This is a genomic window from Sphingomonas abietis (assembly GCF_027625475.1).
Lineage (GTDB): Bacteria > Pseudomonadota > Alphaproteobacteria > Sphingomonadales > Sphingomonadaceae > Solisphingomonas > Solisphingomonas abietis.
Genome location: NZ_CP115174.1, coordinates 556,330 through 576,545, shown reverse-complemented (window position 1 = coordinate 576,545; position 20,216 = coordinate 556,330). Strand labels below are relative to the sequence as shown.

The window sequence follows — 20,216 nt, the reverse complement described above, 5'->3', positions numbered from 1 at the left end:
CATGTCGCCGCCCCATGTCACCGCCCATGTTGCCGCCCTTTTGCCGGCGATCGAAACGCGGTAACAGGCCCATGATCCCCTGCGCCGTTTCCCGGAAAGTCGTGTTGTGATGCCTAAGTCCCTGTTGCGCTCCCTCGCCCTCCTCGCCGCCGGCGCCGCCATCCCGACCGCGCTGATGACGGTGCAGACCGCGCGCGCCGCCGAGTCCGCGCCGGGCGACAGCGACACCTACAAGCAGCTCGATCAGTTCATGAACGTGTTCCAGAAGGTCCGCGCCGACTATGTCGACAAGACCAACGACAAGGATCTGATCAAGGGCGCGATCGACGGGATGCTCGCCAGCCTCGATCCGCACAGCTCCTATATGGACGCGCACGACTTCCAGCAGATGAAGCTGACCACCGACGGCAATTATGGCGGCCTCGGCCTCACCGTGCAGGCCGAGGACGGCGTGGTGAAGGTGGTGACGCCGACCGAGGATACCCCGGCCTGGCGCGCCGGCATCAAGTCCGGCGACTATATCACCCGCATCGGCGGCAAGCTGATCTACGGCACGACGCTGGACGAGGCGGTCGACCAGATGCGCGGCGAACCGGGCAGCAAGATCACGCTGACGATCGTGCGCCCCGGCCGCGACAAGCCCTTCGACGTCACCCTCACCCGCGAGAATATCGTGATCAAGCCGGTGAAGTGGCAGGTGAAGGGCAATATCGGCATCATCAACATCAACAGCTTCTCCAAGCAGACCGGCGCCGATACCCGCGCCGCGATCGCCGGCATCGACAAGCAGCTCGGCCACCGGCCGACCGGCTACATCATCGATCTGCGCGACGACCCCGGGGGGCTGCTCGACCAGGCGATCGAGACCGCCGACGCCTTCCTCGACCATGGCGAGATCGTCTCGCAGCGCGGCCGCGAGAAGGACGATATCGAGCGCTATTATGCCAAGCCCGGCGACGACGCCCACGGCCTGCCGATCATCGTGCTGGTCAATGCCGGCTCGGCGTCGGCCGCCGAGATCGTCGCCGGCGCGCTCCAGGATCAGCGCCGCGCGCTGGTGATGGGCGAGCGCAGCTTCGGCAAGGGATCGGTGCAGACGCTGCTGCCGCTGACCGACGACACCGCGCTGCGCCTGACCACGGCGCGCTATTTCACGCCGTCGGGCCGTTCGGTGCAGGAGGGTGGCATCCAGCCCGATATCGCCGTGCCGCAGCTCTCCGATCCCGATTACAAGGACCGGCCGAAGTTCCGCGAGGACGATCTGCGCCGCCACCTGATCAACGAGGCCAAGGTGGACGACAGCGTGCTGGAAACCGACGCCAAGACCGATCCGCGCTTCGCCGCCACCGCAGATGCGCTCAAGAAGCAGGGCGTCAACGACTATCAGCTGAGCTACGCGTTGCAGACGCTGGCCCGGCTCGCGCCGGCCGCGCCCGGCACCAAGGTCGCCGACATATTGCCGCCGACCGGCGCCGAAATCCCCACCGCCAACTGATCGGCCCTGCCATGACCAGCCTGTCGCGCGCGCGCCTGATCGCGATCCTCGTCCCCAACGCCCTGCTGTGGGGGGCGATCGGCTCGCAATATATCGGCCATCTCGTGCCCTGCGAGATGTGCATGTGGCAGCGCTGGCCCCATCTCGCCGCGATCGTGCTGGCGCTCGTCGCGATCCTGCTGCGCGGCCAGCCTGCGGCGTCGCGGCTGTTCACGCTGCTCGCGGCGCTGGCGATCCTCGTGTCGGGCGGCATCGGCGTCTATCATGCCGGCGTCGAATATCATTGGTGGCAAGGCCCGCCGCGCTGCACCGGCGGCGGCTTCACCTCGCTGGCCGACCTGATGAAGGCGCCGGTGGTGATGTGCGATATTCCCCAGTGGAAGCTCGCCGGCATCTCGCTCGCCGGCTTCAACGCGATCATCTCGATCGTCGCCGGGCTCGCCGTGATCGGCTTCGCCAGCCGGAAGGCGGCCCGATGACCCGCGCCGAGACCGAATCGATGATCCGCGTCGACCAGGCCGGCGAGTTCGGCGCGACGCGCATCTATGCGGGGCAGCTCGCGGTGCTCGGCAATCGCGTCGAGGCGGCGCGCTCGGTGGCGCGGATGGCGGCGCAGGAGGAACGGCACCGCCAGGTGTTCGATCGGCTGATCGCCGAGCGCCGCGTGCGCCCGACCCTGCTCGGCCCGATCTGGGACCGCGCCGGCTTCCTGCTCGGCGCCGCCACCGCGCTGATCTCGCCCGAGGCGGCGATGGCCTGCACCGCCGCGATCGAGACCGAGATCGATCTCCATTATGCCGAGCAGCTCGAACAGCTCGGCACCAGCGACCCGGAACTGTCCGAGACGATCGCCGAATTCCAGGCCGAGGAGGTCGAGCATCGCGCCACCGCGATCGCCGAGGGGGCGGAGCGGGCGCCAGGCTATCCGCTGCTGTCCGCCGCGATCCGCTTCGGCTGCCGCGCCGCCATCGGCCTCTCCAAGCGAATCTGAGCGCCCCGCCCGGCGTCTTTCGGGCCGGTGCTTACCGCTTGCGAGAACCCTCTGGCTCGGTCATGCGTTGCACATCGAAACGGCCCCCACAGGGAACCCCCATCATGCGCAGGTTGCTCCTTCTCTCCTTGCTCGCATCCGGCACGATCGGATTGCCGGCGCTCGCGCCTGCACCGGCGCTCGCCCAGATCGGCACCGATCGCATCATCGACGTCTATGGCGACGAGAAATGCCCGTCGAGCAACGGCCAGCAGATCGTCGTCTGCCGCCACCACAATGCGGAAGAAAAATATCGCATCCCCAAGGATCTGCGCGACGAGGAGCCGTCGCCGCAGCGGGGCGGCGGCAATGCCAATGCGATGAACGCGCAGGCCACGACCGGCGGCACCGGGGTGCAGGTCAACAGCTGCAACGCGATCGGCGGCGGCGTCAACGCCGGCTGCACCAAGAAGGGGATCGACGCCTGGAAGGCGCAGCAGCGCGCCGACAAGAAGGCCGAGGACGGAAATCCCTGACTCTGCCCGCGATCATGCGCGGTTCGTCTCGTTCAGCACCGCGAAAGCCGGCCGGTGGCTTGGCTCCCCCGTGTTTCGTTCTTCAGAGGTCCAGCTGATGCCCGCGTTCGCCGCCGTCCGTTCGATCGCCATCGCCGTGGTCGGTTTCCTGTTCGGCCTGATGCTGGCGGCCCTGGCGTTGCCGATCGCCGCCCGGGCCGAGGCGCCCAAGGCGACCGCGACCGCTCCGGCGGCGCCGGCCGGCACCGCCAAGCAGCCGGTCGACAACGACGCCAAGACCATCTCGATCGTGGTCTATGGCGACGATGCCTGCCCGCAGAGCAATGGCGACGAGATCGTCGTGTGCGCGCGCGAGCCGGAGGGCGAGCGCTATCGCATCCCCAAGCGCTTCCGCGGCAAGAAGGCCGAGCCGGCGGTCGGCAACAGCTGGGCCAACAAGAATCGCTCGCTGGACGATGCGGGCCGTATGGCGGCCGGCATTCCCGATACCTGCTCGGCGGTCGGCACCGGCGGCCAGTCGGGATGCTATTCGCAGTTTCTCGGCCAGGCCGCCGCCGCGCAGCGCCAACGCAAGCAGGATCAGTCGGACAGCCCGGACGGCATCCCGCAGAACTGATCCGGCCATGGTCTTCGTCGGGGCTTGCGACGCAACGTCTTGGAACGTATGAAGAACATATGGCCCAGCTCGATGTCCAGTCCAAGCTCGCGATCCTGGCGGATGCCGCGAAATATGATGCGTCCTGCGCCTCGTCCGGCACCGCCAAGCGCAGCTCGGCCGGCCAGAAGGACGGCATCGGATCGACCGAGGGCATGGGCATCTGCCACGCCTATGCGCCGGACGGGCGCTGCATCTCGCTGCTCAAGATCCTGCTGACCAACAGCTGCATCTTCGACTGCCATTATTGCATCAACCGCAAGAGCGCCAACGTACGCCGCGCGCGGTTCAGCGCGAAGGAGGTGGTCGACCTCACCCTTTCCTTCTACCGGCGCAACTATATCGAGGGGCTGTTCCTCTCGTCCGGGATCATCCGGTCGTCCGACTATACGATGGAGCAGCTGGTCGAGGTCGCGCGGTCGCTGCGCGAGGACCATGGCTTTCGCGGCTATATCCACCTGAAAACCATCCCCGACGCCGATCCGCTGCTGCTCGAGGCCGCCGGCCGTCACGCCGATCGGCTGTCGATCAATGTCGAGCTGCCGACCGTCGCCGGCCTCACCCGGCTCGCGCCCGAGAAATCCGCCGTCCGCATCGAAGGCGCGATGGCGGGGTTGCGCCATGCGATCGACGACGGGCGGGATGCGACCAGGCGCTACAAATCCGCCCCCGGCTTCGCGCCCGCCGGCCAATCGACCCAGATGATCGTCGGGGCGGACGCCGCCACCGATCGCGACATCGTCGGCCGGGCGAGCACGCTCTATGATCGCTACCGGCTGCGGCGGGTCTATTATTCGGCGTTCAGCCCGATCCCGGATGCCTCGGCCGTGCTGCCGCTCCAGCGCCCGCCGCTGATGCGCGAGCACCGTCTCTACCAGTCCGACTGGATGATGCGCTTCTACGACTACAAGCCGGAGGAGGTCGCCGCCGCCGCCGATCCGGCGACCGGGATGCTGCCGCTCGACATCGATCCCAAGCTCGCCTGGGCGCTGCGCTTCCGCGAGCGCTTCCCGGTCGACGTCAACCGCGCCCCGCGCGAGGCGTTGCTGCGGGTGCCGGGGCTGGGGGTGAAGGCGGTCGACGGGATTATCGCGGCGCGGCGCTGGCGGCGGCTGCGGCTGGAGGATGTCGGCCGGCTGACCCGCTCGATCGCCAAGCTGCGCGCCTTCCTGATCACCGAGGACTGGCGCCCCGTCGCGCTCGCCGAACGCGCCGATCCGCTGCCCACGGCGAAGCCGAAGCGGGAACAGCTGGAGCTGTTCGCGGCTTGAAGCGGTGAGATGAACAACGACAATCCCCATCCCGTTCGTGCTGAGCTTGTCGAAGCACCGTCCTTCCGTTCTCTCGCCGAAGGAAAGAACAGTCCTTCGACAAGCTCAGGACGAACGGGGAGGGCGAGTTTCTGGCCATGCCGCTTGTAAAGCTTGCCGCTGAGGATGATTTCGACGGCTGGCGCACCGCCGCGCGCGCCGCCGCGCTGATCGGGGTGCCGCCCGAGGGGCTGCACTGGCAGGTCGGCGATCAGGTCGCCGATCTGTTCGCCGGCGCCACCGAGCCGCCGCTGCCGCCCGCGCCCGCCGGCGCCGCCTTCTCGGTGTCGAAGACCTTCGTGGCGCTGGCCGAGACGGTGGTGCTCCATGCCGATCCCGAGCGCTTCGCCCTGCTCTATGCGATGCTCGTCCGGCTGCGCGACCAGCCCCGGCTGATCGAGGACCAGACCGATCCGCTGCGCCGCCGGCTGGAGGAGATGGCCAAGGCGGTGCGGCGCGACATCCACAAGATGCGCGCCTTCCTGCGTTTCCGCGAAGTGACCGACGCCGACGACGCGCCGCGCTACGTCGCCTGGTTCGAGCCCGAGCATCATATCGTGCGCGCCAATGCCGGCTTCTTCATGCGCCGCTTCGCGACGATGCGCTGGTCGATCCTGACGCCCGAAATCGCGATCCACTGGGACGGCGACACGCTCACCCAAGGCCCCGGCGCAGCGCGCGCCGATGCGCCCGAGGGCGATCCGATCGAGGAGGTGTGGAAGACCTATTATGCCTCGATCTTCAACCCCTCCCGCTTGAAGACCGGCGCGATGCTGAAGGAGATGCCGAAGAAATATTGGAAGAACATGCCCGAGACCGCGCTGGTCCCGGCGCTGATCGCCGGCGCGCAGGCCCGCGAGACCCAGATGGTCGCCACCGCCCGCACCGCGTCGGGCGGCGATGCCCACGCCGCGCTCGAGGCGCTGCGCGCGGAGGCCTCGGGCTGCCAGCGCTGCCCCTTATGGCAACCGGCGACCCAGACGGTGTTCGGGGAAGGCCCGGCGGATGCCAGGCTGCTGTTCATCGGCGAGCAGCCGGGCGACCAGGAGGATCTCGCCGGGCGGCCGTTCGTCGGCCCGGCCGGTCAGCTGTTCGATCGCGCACTGGCCGAGGCCGGCGTCGATCGCGCGCGCGCCTATGTCTCCAACGCCGTGAAGCATTTCAAGTTCGAGCCGCGCGGTAAGCGCCGCATCCACGCCAAGCCGAATGGCGGCGAGATCGAGGCGTGCCGCTGGTGGATCGAGCAGGAGCGCGCGATCATCCGCCCGACGGTGACGGTCGCGCTCGGCGCCACCGCGGCGCAGTCGCTGCTCGGCAGGGCGGTGACGATATCCCGGATCAGGGGCCAGCCGATGGCGCTGGCGGATGGATCCGAGGGCTGGGTGACCGTCCATCCGAGCTTCCTGCTGCGCCTGCCCGACGAGGACCGGCGCGTGGAGGAATATGCCCGCTTCGTGGCCGATCTCCGGCGCATCGGCGAGCGCGTGACGGCGCTCGCCGATCCGGCCTGAATCAGCGGTAGCGCCAGCCGCCGTGCCAGCGATCGCGATGCGCCCAATAGCGGCGGCCATCCCAATAGCCGCGACGCGGATAGTAGGTTCCGACCACCAGCGCGCCGGGGCCGGCGACCACCACCGGGCCGCGATTGGCGCGGCAATGGCCGTAAGGGCCACGATGCCCACCGGGGCCGCAGCCTTCCCGGGCATTGGCGGGTGAGATGGCCATGAGCACGGCGCCCGTGGCGAGCGCGGATAGAAGGAGCTTCCTCATCTTTTCCTCTTCCATATGCCGACAGAGCATGTCGGCGGTTGCTGTAACGCTTCGGAGGCGATTTCGGTGGGTGCGGAGCCCGCCATCGGACCCGCCTTCTGCACGGTTCGCGCCGGCCCGCCGATCGCCGGCCGCTCAGCCCGCCCCGAAGGTCGCCGGATCGGGGCCGGTGCGCCCGTCGGCAGCGTCGATCTTCGCGATCGCCGCCATGTCCTCCCCGTCGAGACCGAAGCCGCCGACCGCGAGATTGTCGACCATGTGGCGGCGATCGGAGGCCTTGGGGATGGTGATCAGCCCCTGATCGAGATGCCAGCGGATCACCACCTGCGCAGGCGCGCGACCATGCTTCTTCGCGATCGCCTCGATGGTGGGATGATCGAGCACGCCGCCGCGACCGAGCGGGCTCCAGCTCTCGATCAGGATGTCCTTGGCGGCATGATAGTCGCGCACGTCGCGCTGCTGGAAACGGGGATGCAGTTCGATCTGGTTGAGCACCGGCACCACGCCGGTCTCGCCGATGATGCGATCGAGATGATCGGGCAGGAAGTTGGAGACGCCGATCGAGCGGACCTTGCCCTGCTCGCGCAGCTGGATCATCGCCTTCCAGCTTTCGACATAGCGATCCTGCGCCGGCACCGGCCAGTGCATCAGATAGAGATCGACATGATCGAGGCCGAGCCGATCGAGGCTCGCCTCGCAGGCGGCGAGCGCGCTGTCGAAGCCCTGATCGTCGTTCCACAGCTTGGTGGTGACGAACAATTGGTCGCGGGCGATGCCACTGTCGGCGATGCCCTGGCCGACCTCGCGCTCATTCTTGTAGATCGCGGCGGTGTCGATCGAGCGATAGCCGGCGCGGATCGCATCGGCGACGAGATCGGCGGTGCCGTCGGTCACCTGCCAGGTGCCATAGCCGAGCTGGGGCATGATGTGGCCGTCCGACAGGCGGACGACGGCTTGTTCGATGGGGGCGTGGGTGATGTCCATGCCCCTCCAACTCGGCAGGCGGCAAAAAGGTTCGGCAGGGGCGGCGCTTTCCCATTCCCGTTCGCCCTGAGCGAAGTCGAGCGACGCGCTGCGAGCGCCGCGCGTAAGGCATGTGCCTCGACTTCGCTCGGCACGAACGGATGATGTACGGGGTGCGGAAGCGCCCCGCTACTCCGCCGCGAGCAGCGATTCGGCGCCGCCGAGATCGACCGAGACCAGCCGGCTGACCCCGCGCTCGACCATCGTCACCCCGAACAGCCGGTGCATCCGCGCCATGCTCACCGCATTGTGGGTGACGACGAGGTAGCGGGTGTCGGTCTCCAGGCACATCTGGTCGAGCAGGTCGCAGAAGCGCTCGATATTGGCATCGTCGAGCGGCGCGTCGACCTCGTCGAGCACGCAGATCGGCGCCGGGTTGGTGAGGAACAGCGCGAAGATCAGCGCCACCGCGGTCAACGCCTGTTCGCCGCCCGACAGCAGGGTCAGCGAGGCGAGCTTCTTGCCCGGCGGCTGGGCCATGATCTCCAGCCCCGCTTCGAGCGGATCGTCGCTGTCGATCAGCGCCAGATGCGCCTCGCCGCCGGCGAACAGCCGGGTGAAGAGCCGCCGGAAATGGCCGTCGACCGCCTCGAACGCCGCCAGCAGCCGGGCGCGGCCCTCGCGGTTGAGGCTGCCGATCGAGCCGCGCAAGCGCGACACCGCCTCGGCCAGCTCATCGCGCTGCGCCGCCTGGGTGACGCGCTCGCCGTCGAGCTCGGACAATTCCTGCTCGGCGACGAGATTGACCGGGCCGATGCGCTCGCGGTCGAGGGTCAATCGGTCGAAGCGCGCCGACTCGGCGGCGACCTCGCCGACCTCGGCCGAGGCGAAGCCGGCCTTTTCGGGCAGCACCGGCGCGGGGCACTGGAAGCGTTCGCCGGCGACGCGTCCCATCTCGACGCGCCGCGCCTCCTGATTCTCGTAACGCGCCGCCGCCGCCGCCCGGGCCTCGCGCGCCGACGCCGCCTGTTCGCCGGCCTGCGCGGCCGCCGCATCCGCCGCGCGCTGGGTGACCTCCGCCTGTTCCTCGGCGGTGACGGCGGCGCTGGCGGCGGCGCTCGCGCTGGTCTGCTCGGCCTCGGCGGCGGCGATCCGCTGGGCGAACTGGGCGGGCGCAGGCGCCAGGATCTCGGCCTCGTCCGCCGCCGCCGCGATCCGCCCGGTCATCTCCTTCACCCGCTTGGCGGCGTCGCCGGCGCGCGCGCGCCAGCCCTTGGCCTCGCCGCGCGCCGCGCCCGCGCGATCGCGATCGGCGGCGAGGTTGCGATCGAGCGCCGCCGCATCGAGGCGCAGCTGGCCGACCGCGCTGCGCGCCGCCTCGGTCGCGGCCCGCTGCGTGGCGACCGCGCGGGCCGTGGCGGCGCCATCGGGCAGCGCCGCGACGGTGGTGGCCGCCTGCGTCATCTCGCCCGCCGCTGCCACGCGTTCGGCCTCGGCACCGGCGGCGCGCTGGCCGAGCTCGGCGCGGCGCGATTCGATCCGTTCGATGGCGACGCGGGCGCGGCCCTCGATCATCGCCTCGTCGCGCCCCTGCCGTTCGGCCGCCGCCAGCGCGGTGCGGGCCGCCTGCCCGTCGCGCTGCGCGGCGTCGAGCGCGGCCTGGGCCGCCGCGGCGCGTTGCTCGGCGCCGCTCGCCGCGTCGCGGGCGGGGCCGAGCAGCCGCTCGATCTCGGCGATGCGGTTGCAGCGGATCAGCCCCTCGGCGGCGGCGGCGCCCTGATCCTCGGCGACGAAGCCGTCCCAGCGCCGCAGCCGGCCGTCGCGGGTCACCAGCCGCTGACCGACCGCCAGCCGCAGCGTTCCGTCATCGGCGTCGACCACGCCGATCTGCGCCAGCCGCCGCGCCAGCTCGGCCGGCGCGCCGACATGATCGGCGAGCGGCACGCAGCCCGGCGGCAGCCCCGGATCGCCCGCCGCATCGGCCCCCGCCCAGCGCACCCGGCCGGCCCCCAGCGGCGCCTCCAGGTCGTCGCCCAGCGCGGCCGCGAGCGCGCGCTCATAGCCGGGCGCCGCCTCGATCCGGTCGATCGCGCGCGCCGCCCCGCTGCGCTGGGGCAGCGAGCGGCGCAACGCCGCCGCCTCCGATTCGAGCGAGGCGAGATCCGCGCGTGCCGTCGCCAGCGCGCTCTGTGCCCCCTCGCGCTCGGCGGCGGCGGCGGCGCGCGCCGTCTCGGCGGCGGCGATCGCGGCGGTCGCGGCCTGCGCCGCCTGCTCGGCCGACGCGCGTGCCGCCGTCGCGGCGGCCAGCTGCGCCTCATGCTGCGCCGCGTCGCCGACGCCGGCGAGATCGCGCCCGATCCGCGCCACTTCGGCGTCGGCGCGATCGAGCCGGGTCTTGGCCGCCGTCAGCGCCGCCCGCGCGATCCGCGCATCGGCCTGCTCGGCGGCCTCGGCGGCGAGCGCCTGCGCCAGCGCGACCTCGGCATCGCGCAGCGCCTCCTCGCGCTCGGCCAGCCGCTGGGCCAGCGCCGGTCGCGCCGCCTCCGCCTCGGTCGCGCGCGCCGTCAGCCGGTCGGCCTCGGCGTTGAGCGTGTCGATCGCGGCGGCAGCATCCTCGGCGAGCGCCCCTTCGCGGGCGCGGTCGCTCTCCAGCGTGTCGCGCAGCCGGGCGATGTCCTTGATCCGGCGCTGCACCGCCGCCAACTCGGCGCGCTGGGTGTCGAGCCGGTGGCCGAGCCCCGCCACCACGTCGCGCGCGGCCTGCGCCGCGGCGCGCGCTGCGGCCAGCCGCTGGGCTGCCTCGCCGGTCAGCGCCTGGGCGCGGCGGAGCTGGCCGGCGCTCTCCTCGACCTGCGCGTCGCACGCCGCCGCCTCCTGCTTCGCCGCCGCCGCCGCCGCCGCCGCGTCGCGCCAGCGCGCATAGATCAGCCGCCCCTCGGCAATGCGGATGTCGGCGGAAAGCAGCCGGTAGCGCTCCGCCGCGCGCGCCTGCCGACGCAGCGCCGAGGCCCGCGCCTCCATGTCGCCGAGCAGGGTGTCGAGCCGTTCGAGATTGGTCTCGGTCGCGCGCAGCTTGAGTTCGGCATCGCGGCGGCGGACATGGAGCCCGGCGATCCCCGCCGCCTCCTCCAGCATGGCGCGGCGGTCGGTCGGCTTGGCGGCGATGATCGCGCCTATCCGGCCCTGGCTGACCAGCGCCGGCGAATGCGCGCCGGTCGCGGCATCGGCGAACAGCAAGGCGACGTCCTTCTGCCGCACGTCGCGCCCGTCGATGCGATAGGCCGAGCCGGCGCCGCGCTCGATCCGGCGGACGATCTCCGCCTCGCGTATTTCATCCCCGCCACCGCCGGGCTGATCGAGCAGCATCGCGACCTCGGCGAAATCGCGCGCCGGCCGGGTGGTGGTGCCGGCGAAGATCACGTCTTCCATGCCACTGCCGCGCAGCGACTTGGACGACGCCTCGCCCATCACCCAGCGGATCGCTTCGAGCAGGTTGGACTTGCCGCAGCCATTGGGGCCGACGATGCCGGTCAGCCCCGGCTCGATGACCAGTTCGGCCGGATCGACGAAGCTCTTGAAGCCCGAAAGCTTGAGCCGGCGGATACGCATCTGTCGCTTCCGCCGGCCCGTGTCGTCAGCCGATGGCCGACTTCAGCGCCGGCTCCAGCGTCGCCCAGTCATAGGCATTGGCGACGGGGGTGCCGTTGATGATGAAGGTCGGCGTGGCGTTGACGTTGTACTTCGCCTGCGCGTCGGCCAGCTGCTTGGAGATGGCGTCGGTCGCCTTGGGATCGGCGAGGCAGGCGCGCGCCTTCGATTCGGGCACGCCGCGCTGGCCGACGAACTGGATGTAGCCGAGCTCGTCCGCCCACTTCATCGCCTGGTCGTTGGGCGAGCCGGTGAGGCTGTTGGTGAAGCTGGCGGGCAGCTTCTGGAGCTTGTCGAACACCGTCTGCTGATCGGCCATCATCTGATCGAGAATCGGGAAGAAGGTCGCCGCGCCGTTGCACTGGCCGACCAGGATCGCGGCCAGATCCATCGGATGGATCGGGAAATCGCGGAACTCGTAGCTCACCTTGCCGGTGGCGACATATTGCGACTGGAGGAGCGGCGCGCCTTCCTTGGTGAAGGCGGCGCAATGCGGGCAGCTGCGCGAGCCATATTCGATCAGCTTCACCGGCGCATCGGGGTTGCCCATCTGGTAGCCGCCGTCAGCGGTTCGCACGACCTGCGCCACCCAGCCGCCGGCAGGGGCGGCCGCGACCGGGCCGGTAGCGGCGCTGGTGTTGGCGGCGGGCGCGGTGCTGGTGTCGGCCTGCTTGTTGCAGCCGGCGAGGGCGAGCGCGGCGATCGCCGGCACGAGGAAGCGAGTGGTCGTCATGATGCGCTTTACTCCTGTCATCCCTTGAGTCCCGCCTGGATCGCGGTCTCGAGCAGTGCCCAGCTATGGATATCCGGCTTGAGCACGTCGTTGATCATGATGCCCGGCGTGCCGTTGATCTTGCGCACGTTCCAGGCATCGTTGGTGGTCTTCTGCAAGGCATCCTCGGCCGGCTTGCTGATCAGGCAGGCATCGAGCGCGGCGGGCGTGACGCCCTGCGGGGCGAGCGTCGCCTCGATCCCGATGCTGGTCAGCATCGCGTGGATCGCCTGGGTCTTGCCGGTGCCGTTCAGCTCGTCGCGGTGGGCGTCGACATAATCGGCCGCCTTGGGGAACCACTCCTGCTGGGTCGCCATGATCTGCTCGACCGCCGGGAAATAGCGCGGCGGCGCGACGCAGCGCGCGGCGAGCGCCACGGTCAGGTCGATCGCGTCGCGCAGCGCCGCGCGCAGCTCGAAGCTGACTTGGCCGCCGCGCACATATTTGTCGGTCAGCGGCGTGAACGCCTCGCCCGCCAGCACCGCACAATGGGGGCAGGTGAAGGAGGAGAATTCCACCACCTTCACCTTGGCGGCCGGATTGCCCATGCGGATGCCGCCGTCCGGCGTCAGCGTAACGGTATGCGACCAGTCGACCGGGCCATGCTGGACCCGATGGGTCGGCAGGTGCCGGGTGGTGGCGGCAGAGGCGGCCGGCGCGACGAGCGGGGCGGCAAGGGCAAGCAGGGCAAGAACGGGTCGGATCATTCGGAAGGCTCCGGCAGGCGTGGGGCACCCATGGTGAAGGACAGGCCCTCGGCAAGCGATTCGAGCACCGCGCGCAGTTCGGGATCGCCGACCGCGCGCAGGCTGTCGCCGATCGCCACGGGCTTGAGCGACGGCGGCGCAGGCCGGGTTGCGGGCTTGCGCCGGGGCTGGGCGGCGCCCTGGCGGATCTGCACGCGGGCGACGGCGGGATAGCCGAAGAAGCGGTTCACCCGCTCGATCAGGGTCGGCGCGACATGCTGCATCATCGGCGCATGGGCGCCCTCGACCGAGAGGGTCAGCACCCCGTCCCCCCGCTTGCCGGCGGGAAAGCGAATCGATTCGGGCGAGGATATGCCAGCGTACCGCTCGCCGACGATCTCGGGCCAGCGGGTGACGACCGCCGACTGGACGAAGCCGAAGCGGCGGAACGCGGCGCCGCCAATCTCCGGCATGATCTCCGAAAGGGCGCGCGCGCGGTTCTGGCGCGCCGGCTCGGCAGGCTTTTTCGCCGCCTTCCGTGCCTTTCCGCTTCCCGCGGTCGTCATAGTCCGTTCCGTCATCCTGCTCCCCATGCCATAGCCGCCCCATGCCCGTCGATATGCCCGTGAAACAGTCCGTCGCCGGCCTCCTGCTCGATTGGTACGACGGCCACGCCCGCAGCCTGCCGTGGCGGACGCCGCCGGGGGCCGCCGCACGCCCCGATCCCTATCGGGTGTGGCTGTCCGAGATCATGCTCCAGCAGACCACGGTGGCGGCGGTCGGCCCCTATTTCGCCAAGTTCACCGGCCGCTGGCCCACCGTGAAAGCGCTGGCGGCGGCGGACGAGGCCGAGCTGATGGCGGCCTGGGCGGGGCTCGGCTATTATGCCCGCGCCCGCAACCTGATCGCCTGCGCGCGCAGCGTGGTGCGCGATCATGGCGGGATATTCCCCGCCACCGAAGCCGGCTTGCGGGCGCTGCCCGGCGTCGGCGCCTATACCGCCGCCGCGGTCGCCGCGATCGCCTTCGGGGAGCGCGCGGTGGTGGTCGACGCCAATGTCGAACGGGTCGTCTCGCGGCTGTTCGCAATCCCCGATCCGCTGCCCGGCTCGCGCCCGCGCATCCGCGCGCACGCCGACACGATCACGCCGGATGTCCGCGCCGGCGATTTCGCGCAGGCGATGATGGATCTCGGCGCGACCGTCTGCACCGCGCGCAATCCCCGCTGCCTGCTCTGCCCGCTCGCCGACCCCTGCGCCGCGCGGGCCGAGGGCGCGCCGGATCGCTATCCGGTCAAGCCCGCGAAGAAGGTCCGGCCGCACCGGCGCGGCATCGCCTATTGGCTGGAAGCGGACGGCGCCGTGCTGCTCGTCCGCCGCCCCGACAAGGGGATGCTGGGCGGGATGCGCGCGCTGCCCGGCGGCGACTGGGCCGATATCGCGGAGGCCGCACCGCCGGTGGCGGCGGCCTGGCACATGATCGGCACGGTCGAGCATGTCTTCACCCACTTCTCGCTCTCGCTCGATATCCACGCCGTGCGTCTGCCCGGCCGCCCCGCGGCTGATGCCGTGGCGGCCGAATGGTGGCCGGTGGCGTTGATCGAGGAGGCCGGGCTCCCCACTCTCTATGCGCACGCCGCCGCCCTTGGCCGCGCTTTTTCCGAGGTAACGCCCGCATGACCCTTCCCGGCTTCACCGGCTCGCTGCTCGATCGCGCGGACGAGGCGCGCCATGACGAGGCGGTGGTCGGCGCGATGCGAGCGGACCCCGACGCGCTGCTGCTGGACATGGACGGGCTGCACCCGATCGGCGCCGAGCAGGGCGCGCTCGGCTGGACGCGGCTCCGCCATGTGACGATCGAGACGGAGCTGGCGCTGCTCGGCACGATCGAGGGCACCCCGCGCTTCGTGGCGCTCCAGCCCGGCGTCTCGGCGGTGCGGCGGACGCCCGAGCTGTTCGCCGCGATCACCGCGCTGCCCGCCAGCGACGCCGGCACCTATGCGACCGCGCGCAGCCTGGTCGACTGGCATGCCCGCCACGGCTTCTGCGCGAATTGCGGCACCGCCACGCTCGTGTTCCGGGCCGGCTGGGGCCGCGCCTGCCCCGCCTGCCACGCCCAGCATTTCCCGCGCGTTGATCCGGTGGTGATCATGCTCGCCCAGCATGGCCGCGGCGCCGATGCCCGCATCGTGGTCGGCCGCCAGCCGGCCTTTCCGCCGGGCCGCTATTCGGCGCTGGCCGGCTTCCTGGAGCCCGGCGAATCGATCGAGGAGGCGGTCGCCCGCGAACTGAAGGAGGAGGCCGGCGTCACCGTCCATTCGGTGCGCTACCTCGCCTCGCAGCCCTGGCCCTTCCCCTCCCAGCTGATGATCGCCTGCATCGGCCTGACCGACGACGACGCGCTGACGATCGACCGCACCGAACTGGAAGAGGCCTTCTGGGTGACGCGCACGGAGGTGGCGGCGGCGCTGGCCCATGAACCCGGCGCCCGCTTCCTGCCGCCGCCGCCTTATGCCATCGCCCACACCCTGCTCAGCCGCTGGCTGACGGAGGCGTAGGCGCAGGCGCAGGCGATCGATATCCGGCCTGTTCGTGCTCCTGCGAAAGCAGCAGCCTCGCGCGCCAGGCGCGGCAGCTCTTCACCTGGGCTCCGGCTTGCGCAGGAGCACGGACCAGGTCGCGGACGTCCTATCCGCTCAATCGCCCCGCCGGCGCGCCTGCGGATAGGTGCCGAGGATGCGCACCCAGCGTGAATAGAAGGCCAGCTCCTCCAGCGCGCGGGCGACCGCGCGATCATCGGGATGGCCTTCGATGTCGGCGTAGAATTCGGTCGCCTGGAAGGCGCCGCCGCGCTGGTAGCTTTCCAGCTTGGTCATGTTGACGCCGTTGGTGGCGAAGCCGCCGAGCGCCTTGAACAGCGCCGCCGGCACATTCTTCACCGCGAACATCAGGGTCGTCATATAGGGGCCGGGCGCGATCTCGTTCGGCGCCTCCAGCGCGAGCGCGACGAAGCGGGTGGTGTTGCTCTCCTCGTCGGCGACCGCCTCTTCGATCAGCGGCAGCCCGTAGATCTCGGCGGCGAGCTTGGGGGCCAGCGCGGCGAGGTGGCGCGGCGCCCCCATCGCGACCACCTCGGCGGCGGCGGCGGCGGTGTCGGCGTAGGGGATCGCCCGGATGCCCCGCGCCCGCAGCCAGTGGCGGCACTGGCCGAGCGCCTGGGGATGGCTCATCGCCTCGGTCACCTCGGCGAGCGAGCCGGTGCCGAGCAGGCAGTGGCGGATCGGCAGGAAATGCTCGCCGGTGATGACCAATCCGCTTTCGGGCAGCAGGAAATGCATGTCGGCGACCCGGCCGTGCAGCGAATTCTCGATCGGGATCAGCGCGCAATCCGCCGCCCCGGAGCGCACCGCGTCGATCGCATCCTCGAAGCCGAAGCAGGGCAGCGGCAGCCCGTCGGGAAACGCCTCGCCCACCGCGATGTGCGAGTTCGCGCCCGGCGCGCCCTGGAAGGCGACGGCCCGGTGCGGCTCGGCGGCGGCGGCGGCCACCATTTCCTCGACAAGGATGGCGGCATTGGCGGGATAGCTTTGCATGGCGCCGGAGCGATGGCGCAGACGCGCCCGCGCCGCAAGCGCGCTTGCGTGGGCCAGCCTGCAATTCTATGCTCCGCCGATGCGGGCCGCCCCTGCGGCGGCACCCGAAAAATGGCGCCGAAAAGCCAGGATCGGCCGGCAGGGGAGGATCGCGGGGCATGGACAACCGGACCAACATGATCGCCGGCTGGGTCTTGGCCGCCGCCATCGCGGCGCTGGGGCTATGGATCGCGACCGGCGGCTATTTCCGCTCCGAACGCCCCGCCAAGATGGGCTATGTCGTCGAGGGCGTCGAGGCCGAGGTGGACAGCGACGCGCCCGCCGCCGAGAAGCCCGCCGCTTTCTATCTCTCCAGTGCCGATCCGCAGAAAGGCGCCGATGTCTTCAAGAAATGCGGCGTCTGCCATTCGGACCAGAAGGGCGGCCCCAACCAGATCGGCCCGCAGCTATGGGGCGTCGTCGGCCGGCCGGTCGGAAGCGAGGCGGGCTTTGCTTATTCCGACGCGATCAAGGCGCATGGCGGCCCCTGGACCTTCGACGAGCTGTTCCAATGGCTGAAGAGCCCCAAGGCCTATGCGCCCGGCACCAAGATGACCTTCGCGGGCCTTTCCAACCCGCAGGATCGCGCCAATGTGATCGCCTATCTCAACGCGCAGAGCGACAGCCCGAAGCCGCTGCCGACCACGCCGGCCGAGGCCCCTGCCGTCGCCGCCGGCACCGATGCCGACGCCAAGGCCGGCAACAACAGCGTCGGCGAGGGCGCCAAGAAGCAGCCGGTCGTCGCCGCGGGCGAGGCGTCCCCACGCTAACGGCGAAGCGATGAGGCCGCCCGCTCGTGACGCTAGGCGCTCGCGTCCATCCCATACCATTCGCGCACCACGTCCCACGCCTCTTCGGCGGTATCGACGTAGCGGAACAGGTCGAGATCCTTGGCCGAGATCACGCCATAATCGGCGAGCGCCTGCCAGTTCACCACCGTCTCCCAGAATTCGCGGCCGAACAGCAGGATCGGCAGCGGCCGGGTCTTGCCGGTCTGCACCAGGGTCAGCAGCTCGAAGAACTCGTCGAACGTGCCGAAGCCGCCCGGGAATACCGCGACGGCGCGGGCATGGAGCAGGAAGTGCATCTTGCGCAGCGCGAAATAATGGAAGCGCAGCGACAGATGCGGGGTCACATAGGGGTTCGGCGCCTGCTCGTGCGGCAGCACGATGTTGAGCCCGATCGTATCGGCGCCGACATCGCGCGCGCCGCGATTGGCCGCCTCCATGATCGAGGGGCCGCCGCCCGAGCAGACCACGAACTGCTTCTTGCCCTCCGCGTCCCGCCCGACCTGGCTGGCGAGGCGGGCGAGCTGGCGAGCCTCGTCATAATATTTGGCGTTGCTCGCGAGCTTCTCGGCCACCGCCTGCTGCTCGGGCGTCTTCGCCGCCGCCATCATGATCGGCACCCGATCGGGCTCGGGAATGCGCGCCGATCCGTACATCACGAAGGTCGAGCCGATATCGGCCTCGTCCAGCGTCAGCTGGGTCTTGAGCAGTTCCAGCTGGAAGCGCACCGGGCGCAGATCCTCGCGCAGCAGGAATTCGTCGTCCTGGAAGGCGAGACGGTAGGACGGGTCTTCCGTCTGCGGGGTCGCCACCGTCTCGCGCGCGGTCTTGGCGTCGGCGCTGGCGGGGGCGAAGATGCGCTTGGGAACGCCGGCCTTTTCGCCGGCCGGAGTGCGGTTTTCATGGCTCATCGCCCCGGCTTAGCCGCGCTGGACGACAGAGGAAAGTCGGCGCCCCCGCAATCTTACCTGCAGTACGGCCCCCGCCCCATGTCGAAATGCAGATGGTTGCGGTGGAACGCATTGGCATCGGGGCCAAGCACGACATGGAAGCGCCGGCAGCCGGCATCATGCACCGCGCGCAGGAAGTTGCGGGCATATTGGTCCGGCCCGTTCCAGTCGTTCAGCACCGTGATCCGCCGCCCGTTGGCGAGCACGAAGCCCGATATGTCGACCGCGTTGGACAGGCCATGTTCGGACAGGCGATTGCCCTCCACGCCGTTGACCGGGCGGCAGCTATAGGTGCCGAAGCTCTCGATCTTCACCACCGGCGAATCGAGCCAGGCAATCGCCGCCTTCTGGGTGGCGTCGCGGGTCCAGCGGGTGAAGGCATCGGCGAGCGGGCAGGTCATCGCGCCGAGATTGCTGACCGGCATCCCGATGTCGGACAGCTGCACCGTCCCGATCGCCGAGCAGCCGCCCGCGAAGACCCGATCCGGCAGCAGCGTGTAGCGGGCGCCGTCCGCCGAGAGATCGCTCAGGCACTGGCGCCGCGCCGCGGCGTCATAGGCGGGGCGCGCGGGCGCCGGACGCACGGGGACAGGCCTGCGAACCGGCGGCGGGCGATGGCCGGACGGCACGCAGGATATCAGGATCAACGGCGTGACGATCAGGAGCGCGCGAAGCCGGTGCATCGCCTTTCCTCATCCTGCCAGCCTGAGCGCGCGATGAACGCCCGGCCGTCGCATGGCACGACCGCCCTCTCGCCGGGGCAGGTTGACACGCCCTCCCACCCCTCTAAACCCGCCGACGGGCCACGCGGTCCCAACGCCGCGCGTGCTCTCTGTAAGGAGAGACTGACATGACTGATATATTGCATGCCGACGCCACCATTGCGTCCACCGACTACCCCGCCGCGCCCAAGCCGGCGCGCCCCTTCTTCAGCTCCGGCCCCTGCGCCAAGCCTCCGGGCTGGGACGCCGCGACCCTGCCGCACGCCTCGCTCGGCCGGTCGCACCGCTCCAAGATCGGCAAGAGCCGCCTCGCCTACGCCATCGATCTGACCCGCAAGATCCTCCAGGTGCCCGATACGCACCGCATCGGCATCGTCCCCGGTTCGGATACCGGCGCGGTCGAGATGGCGATGTGGACGCTGCTCGGCGCCCGCCCCGTCACCACCGTCGCGTGGGAGAGCTTCGGCGAAGGCTGGGTGACCGATGCCGCCAAGCAGCTCAAGCTCGATCCGACCGTGGTCAAGGCGCCCTATGGCGAACTGCCCGATCTCGCCGCGATCGATCAGGACCATGACGTCGTCTTCACCTGGAACGGCACCACGTCCGGCGTGCGCGTGCCGAACGGCGACTGGATCAAGGCGGATCGCGAAGGCCTGCTGATCTGCGACGCCACCTCCGCGGTGTTCGCACAGGACGTGCCGATCGCCGATCTCGATGTCGTCACCTTCTCCTGGCAGAAGGTGCTCGGCGGCGAGGGCGCGCATGGCGTGATCATCCTCTCGCCACGCGCGGTCGAGCGGCTGGAGAGCCACACGCCAAGCTGGCCGATCCCCAAGGTCTTCCGCCTCACCGCCAAGGGCAAGCTCAGCGAAGGCGTGTTCAAGGGCGAGACGATCAACACGCCCTCGATGCTGTGCGTCGAGGACTATATCCACAGCCTCGAATGGGCGCTCAACCTCGGCGGGCTGAACGGCCTGATCGCGCGCGCCGACGCCAATGCCGCGGCGCTCGACCAGCTCGTCGCCGAACGCGACTGGCTCGACCATCTCGCCGCCGATCCGGCCTCGCGCTCGAACACCTCGGTGTGCCTGAAGTTCGCCGGGCTCGACGATGAGCAGGCCAATGCCATCGAAAAGAAGATGGTCGCCAAGCTCGAGGCCGAGGAAGCCGCCTATGATCTCGGCTCCTATCGCGACGCCCCCCCGGGCCTGCGCATCTGGTGCGGCGCCACCGTCGAGACCGCCGACATCGAGGCGCTCGGCCCCTGGCTCGATTACGCCTTCGCCACCGCCAAGGCGGGCTGAACGCCCTTGCCGCGCTC

At 70.4% G+C, this 20,216-nt stretch carries 20 protein-coding genes; 11 read left to right on the top strand and 9 right to left on the bottom strand.

Translation table 11 applies throughout. The features are described from left to right. Positions 1 to 109: 109 nt before the first annotated feature. The 7 genes from PBT88_RS02860 to PBT88_RS02830 all read left to right on the top strand — a co-directional run bounded on the left by PBT88_RS02860 (position 110) and on the right by PBT88_RS02830 (position 6,477). Positions 110 to 1,495 carry a S41 family peptidase gene (locus PBT88_RS02860; RefSeq protein WP_270077735.1) on the top strand — a complete coding sequence of 462 codons (1,386 nt, stop codon included), beginning with the start codon at positions 110 to 112 and terminating at the stop codon, positions 1,493 to 1,495. An 11-nt stretch (positions 1,496 to 1,506) separates the two neighbouring features. Continuing rightward, entirely contained in the window at positions 1,507 to 1,974 is a 468-nt protein-coding gene (locus PBT88_RS02855; RefSeq protein ID WP_270077734.1) for a disulfide bond formation protein B, read from the top strand. Next, a complete protein-coding gene (locus PBT88_RS02850) occupies positions 1,971 to 2,486 on the top strand; it encodes a demethoxyubiquinone hydroxylase family protein (protein WP_270077733.1) in 516 nt (171 codons plus the stop codon). Before PBT88_RS02855 ends, PBT88_RS02850 begins: the two co-directional genes overlap by 4 nt. Positions 2,487 to 2,590: 104 nt before the next feature. Beyond that, positions 2,591 to 3,001, top strand: coding sequence for a hypothetical protein (locus tag PBT88_RS02845; RefSeq protein WP_270077732.1), 411 nt, complete (start codon positions 2,591 to 2,593; stop codon positions 2,999 to 3,001). A gap of 97 nt (positions 3,002 to 3,098) precedes the next feature. Next, positions 3,099 to 3,617, top strand: coding sequence for a hypothetical protein (locus PBT88_RS02840; RefSeq protein WP_270077731.1), 519 nt, complete (start codon positions 3,099 to 3,101; stop codon positions 3,615 to 3,617). A 59-nt stretch (positions 3,618 to 3,676) separates the two neighbouring features. Then, the gene (locus tag PBT88_RS02835) at positions 3,677 to 4,927 is read left to right on the top strand and encodes a putative DNA modification/repair radical SAM protein (protein ID WP_270077730.1); all 1,251 of its coding nucleotides are present in this window, start codon (positions 3,677 to 3,679) and stop codon (positions 4,925 to 4,927) included. 137 nt (positions 4,928 to 5,064) lie between these two features. Further along, positions 5,065 to 6,477: a UdgX family uracil-DNA binding protein gene (locus tag PBT88_RS02830; RefSeq protein ID WP_270077729.1), complete on the top strand. Its 1,413-nt coding sequence runs from the start codon at positions 5,065 to 5,067 to the stop codon at positions 6,475 to 6,477. Between the two features lies 1 nt (position 6,478). Here PBT88_RS02830 and PBT88_RS02825 read toward each other — a convergent pair whose 3' ends face one another. The 6 genes from PBT88_RS02825 to PBT88_RS02800 all read right to left on the bottom strand — a co-directional run bounded on the left by PBT88_RS02825 (position 6,479) and on the right by PBT88_RS02800 (position 13,386). Further along, positions 6,479 to 6,736: a GCG_CRPN prefix-to-repeats domain-containing protein gene (locus PBT88_RS02825; protein WP_270077728.1), complete on the bottom strand. Its 258-nt coding sequence runs from the start codon at positions 6,734 to 6,736 to the stop codon at positions 6,479 to 6,481. A gap of 135 nt (positions 6,737 to 6,871) precedes the next feature. Further along, positions 6,872 to 7,720 (bottom strand): aldo/keto reductase, encoded by an 849-nt coding sequence (locus PBT88_RS02820; RefSeq protein WP_270077727.1) that lies wholly within the window; start codon positions 7,718 to 7,720, stop codon positions 6,872 to 6,874. 168 nt (positions 7,721 to 7,888) lie between these two features. Then, positions 7,889 to 11,308 (bottom strand): chromosome segregation SMC family protein, encoded by a 3,420-nt coding sequence (locus PBT88_RS02815; protein WP_270077726.1) that lies wholly within the window; start codon positions 11,306 to 11,308, stop codon positions 7,889 to 7,891. Between the two features lie 25 nt (positions 11,309 to 11,333). Beyond that, positions 11,334 to 12,080 (bottom strand): thioredoxin domain-containing protein, encoded by a 747-nt coding sequence (locus PBT88_RS02810; RefSeq protein ID WP_270077725.1) that lies wholly within the window; start codon positions 12,078 to 12,080, stop codon positions 11,334 to 11,336. A 17-nt stretch (positions 12,081 to 12,097) separates the two neighbouring features. After that, the gene (locus tag PBT88_RS02805; RefSeq protein ID WP_270077724.1) at positions 12,098 to 12,826 is read right to left on the bottom strand and encodes a thioredoxin domain-containing protein; all 729 of its coding nucleotides are present in this window, start codon (positions 12,824 to 12,826) and stop codon (positions 12,098 to 12,100) included. Beyond that, the gene (locus PBT88_RS02800) at positions 12,823 to 13,386 is read right to left on the bottom strand and encodes a DUF721 domain-containing protein (RefSeq protein WP_407696507.1); all 564 of its coding nucleotides are present in this window, start codon (positions 13,384 to 13,386) and stop codon (positions 12,823 to 12,825) included. The genes PBT88_RS02805 and PBT88_RS02800 overlap by 4 nt, the downstream gene beginning before the upstream one ends. A gap of 26 nt (positions 13,387 to 13,412) precedes the next feature. Between PBT88_RS02800 and PBT88_RS02795 the strand changes: the two genes are divergently transcribed. Together PBT88_RS02795 and nudC are read left to right on the top strand one after the other, a co-directional pair. Continuing rightward, complete coding sequence (locus tag PBT88_RS02795) at positions 13,413 to 14,483, top strand: A/G-specific adenine glycosylase (protein ID WP_270077722.1); 1,071 nt, start codon at positions 13,413 to 13,415, stop codon at positions 14,481 to 14,483. After that, positions 14,480 to 15,361 (top strand): NAD(+) diphosphatase, encoded by an 882-nt coding sequence (gene nudC, locus PBT88_RS02790; RefSeq protein ID WP_270077721.1) that lies wholly within the window; start codon positions 14,480 to 14,482, stop codon positions 15,359 to 15,361. The genes PBT88_RS02795 and nudC overlap by 4 nt, the downstream gene beginning before the upstream one ends. 138 nt (positions 15,362 to 15,499) lie before the next feature. On the opposite strand, the gene PBT88_RS02785 is transcribed toward nudC, so the two are convergent. Further along, complete coding sequence (locus tag PBT88_RS02785; RefSeq protein WP_270077720.1) at positions 15,500 to 16,396, bottom strand: prephenate dehydratase; 897 nt, start codon at positions 16,394 to 16,396, stop codon at positions 15,500 to 15,502. A gap of 158 nt (positions 16,397 to 16,554) precedes the next feature. Here PBT88_RS02785 and PBT88_RS02780 point away from each other — a divergent pair, with 158 nt between their 5' ends. Next, on the top strand, positions 16,555 to 17,205 hold the full coding sequence (locus tag PBT88_RS02780; RefSeq protein WP_270077719.1) for a c-type cytochrome: 651 nt from the start codon (positions 16,555 to 16,557) through the stop codon (positions 17,203 to 17,205). A gap of 32 nt (positions 17,206 to 17,237) precedes the next feature. Here PBT88_RS02780 and PBT88_RS02775 read toward each other — a convergent pair whose 3' ends face one another. Further along, complete coding sequence (locus PBT88_RS02775) at positions 17,238 to 18,134, bottom strand: LOG family protein (protein WP_270077718.1); 897 nt, start codon at positions 18,132 to 18,134, stop codon at positions 17,238 to 17,240. A 53-nt stretch (positions 18,135 to 18,187) separates the two neighbouring features. Then, positions 18,188 to 18,856: an extensin family protein gene (locus tag PBT88_RS02770; RefSeq protein ID WP_270077717.1), complete on the bottom strand. Its 669-nt coding sequence runs from the start codon at positions 18,854 to 18,856 to the stop codon at positions 18,188 to 18,190. Between the two features lie 167 nt (positions 18,857 to 19,023). Here PBT88_RS02770 and PBT88_RS02765 point away from each other — a divergent pair, with 167 nt between their 5' ends. Continuing rightward, on the top strand, positions 19,024 to 20,199 hold the full coding sequence (locus tag PBT88_RS02765; RefSeq protein ID WP_270077716.1) for a phosphoserine transaminase: 1,176 nt from the start codon (positions 19,024 to 19,026) through the stop codon (positions 20,197 to 20,199). Positions 20,200 to 20,216: the final 17 nt, after the last annotated feature.

What these genes read in the sequence shown, in the direction of transcription:
- PBT88_RS02860 (WP_270077735.1), top strand. Translation starts at nt 110, where the DNA reads ATGCCTAAGTCCCTGTTGCGCTCCCTCGCCCTCCTCGCCGCCGGCGCC.
- PBT88_RS02855 (WP_270077734.1), top strand. Translation starts at nt 1,507, where the DNA reads ATGACCAGCCTGTCGCGCGCGCGCCTGATCGCGATCCTCGTCCCCAAC.
- PBT88_RS02850 (WP_270077733.1), top strand. Translation starts at nt 1,971, where the DNA reads ATGACCCGCGCCGAGACCGAATCGATGATCCGCGTCGACCAGGCCGGC.
- PBT88_RS02845 (WP_270077732.1), top strand. Translation starts at nt 2,591, where the DNA reads ATGCGCAGGTTGCTCCTTCTCTCCTTGCTCGCATCCGGCACGATCGGA.
- PBT88_RS02840 (WP_270077731.1), top strand. Translation starts at nt 3,099, where the DNA reads ATGCCCGCGTTCGCCGCCGTCCGTTCGATCGCCATCGCCGTGGTCGGT.
- PBT88_RS02835 (WP_270077730.1), top strand. Translation starts at nt 3,677, where the DNA reads ATGGCCCAGCTCGATGTCCAGTCCAAGCTCGCGATCCTGGCGGATGCC.
- PBT88_RS02830 (WP_270077729.1), top strand. Translation starts at nt 5,065, where the DNA reads ATGCCGCTTGTAAAGCTTGCCGCTGAGGATGATTTCGACGGCTGGCGC.
- PBT88_RS02825 (WP_270077728.1), bottom strand. Translation starts at nt 6,736, where the DNA reads ATGAGGAAGCTCCTTCTATCCGCGCTCGCCACGGGCGCCGTGCTCATG.
- PBT88_RS02820 (WP_270077727.1), bottom strand. Translation starts at nt 7,720, where the DNA reads ATGGACATCACCCACGCCCCCATCGAACAAGCCGTCGTCCGCCTGTCG.
- PBT88_RS02815 (WP_270077726.1), bottom strand. Translation starts at nt 11,308, where the DNA reads ATGCGTATCCGCCGGCTCAAGCTTTCGGGCTTCAAGAGCTTCGTCGAT.
- PBT88_RS02810 (WP_270077725.1), bottom strand. Translation starts at nt 12,080, where the DNA reads ATGACGACCACTCGCTTCCTCGTGCCGGCGATCGCCGCGCTCGCCCTC.
- PBT88_RS02805 (WP_270077724.1), bottom strand. Translation starts at nt 12,826, where the DNA reads ATGATCCGACCCGTTCTTGCCCTGCTTGCCCTTGCCGCCCCGCTCGTC.
- PBT88_RS02800 (WP_407696507.1), bottom strand. Translation starts at nt 13,386, where the DNA reads ATGACGGAACGGACTATGACGACCGCGGGAAGCGGAAAGGCACGGAAG.
- PBT88_RS02795 (WP_270077722.1), top strand. Translation starts at nt 13,413, where the DNA reads ATGCCCGTCGATATGCCCGTGAAACAGTCCGTCGCCGGCCTCCTGCTC.
- nudC (WP_270077721.1), top strand. Translation starts at nt 14,480, where the DNA reads ATGACCCTTCCCGGCTTCACCGGCTCGCTGCTCGATCGCGCGGACGAG.
- PBT88_RS02785 (WP_270077720.1), bottom strand. Translation starts at nt 16,396, where the DNA reads ATGCAAAGCTATCCCGCCAATGCCGCCATCCTTGTCGAGGAAATGGTG.
- PBT88_RS02780 (WP_270077719.1), top strand. Translation starts at nt 16,555, where the DNA reads ATGGACAACCGGACCAACATGATCGCCGGCTGGGTCTTGGCCGCCGCC.
- PBT88_RS02775 (WP_270077718.1), bottom strand. Translation starts at nt 18,134, where the DNA reads ATGAGCCATGAAAACCGCACTCCGGCCGGCGAAAAGGCCGGCGTTCCC.
- PBT88_RS02770 (WP_270077717.1), bottom strand. Translation starts at nt 18,856, where the DNA reads ATGCACCGGCTTCGCGCGCTCCTGATCGTCACGCCGTTGATCCTGATA.
- PBT88_RS02765 (WP_270077716.1), top strand. Translation starts at nt 19,024, where the DNA reads ATGACTGATATATTGCATGCCGACGCCACCATTGCGTCCACCGACTAC.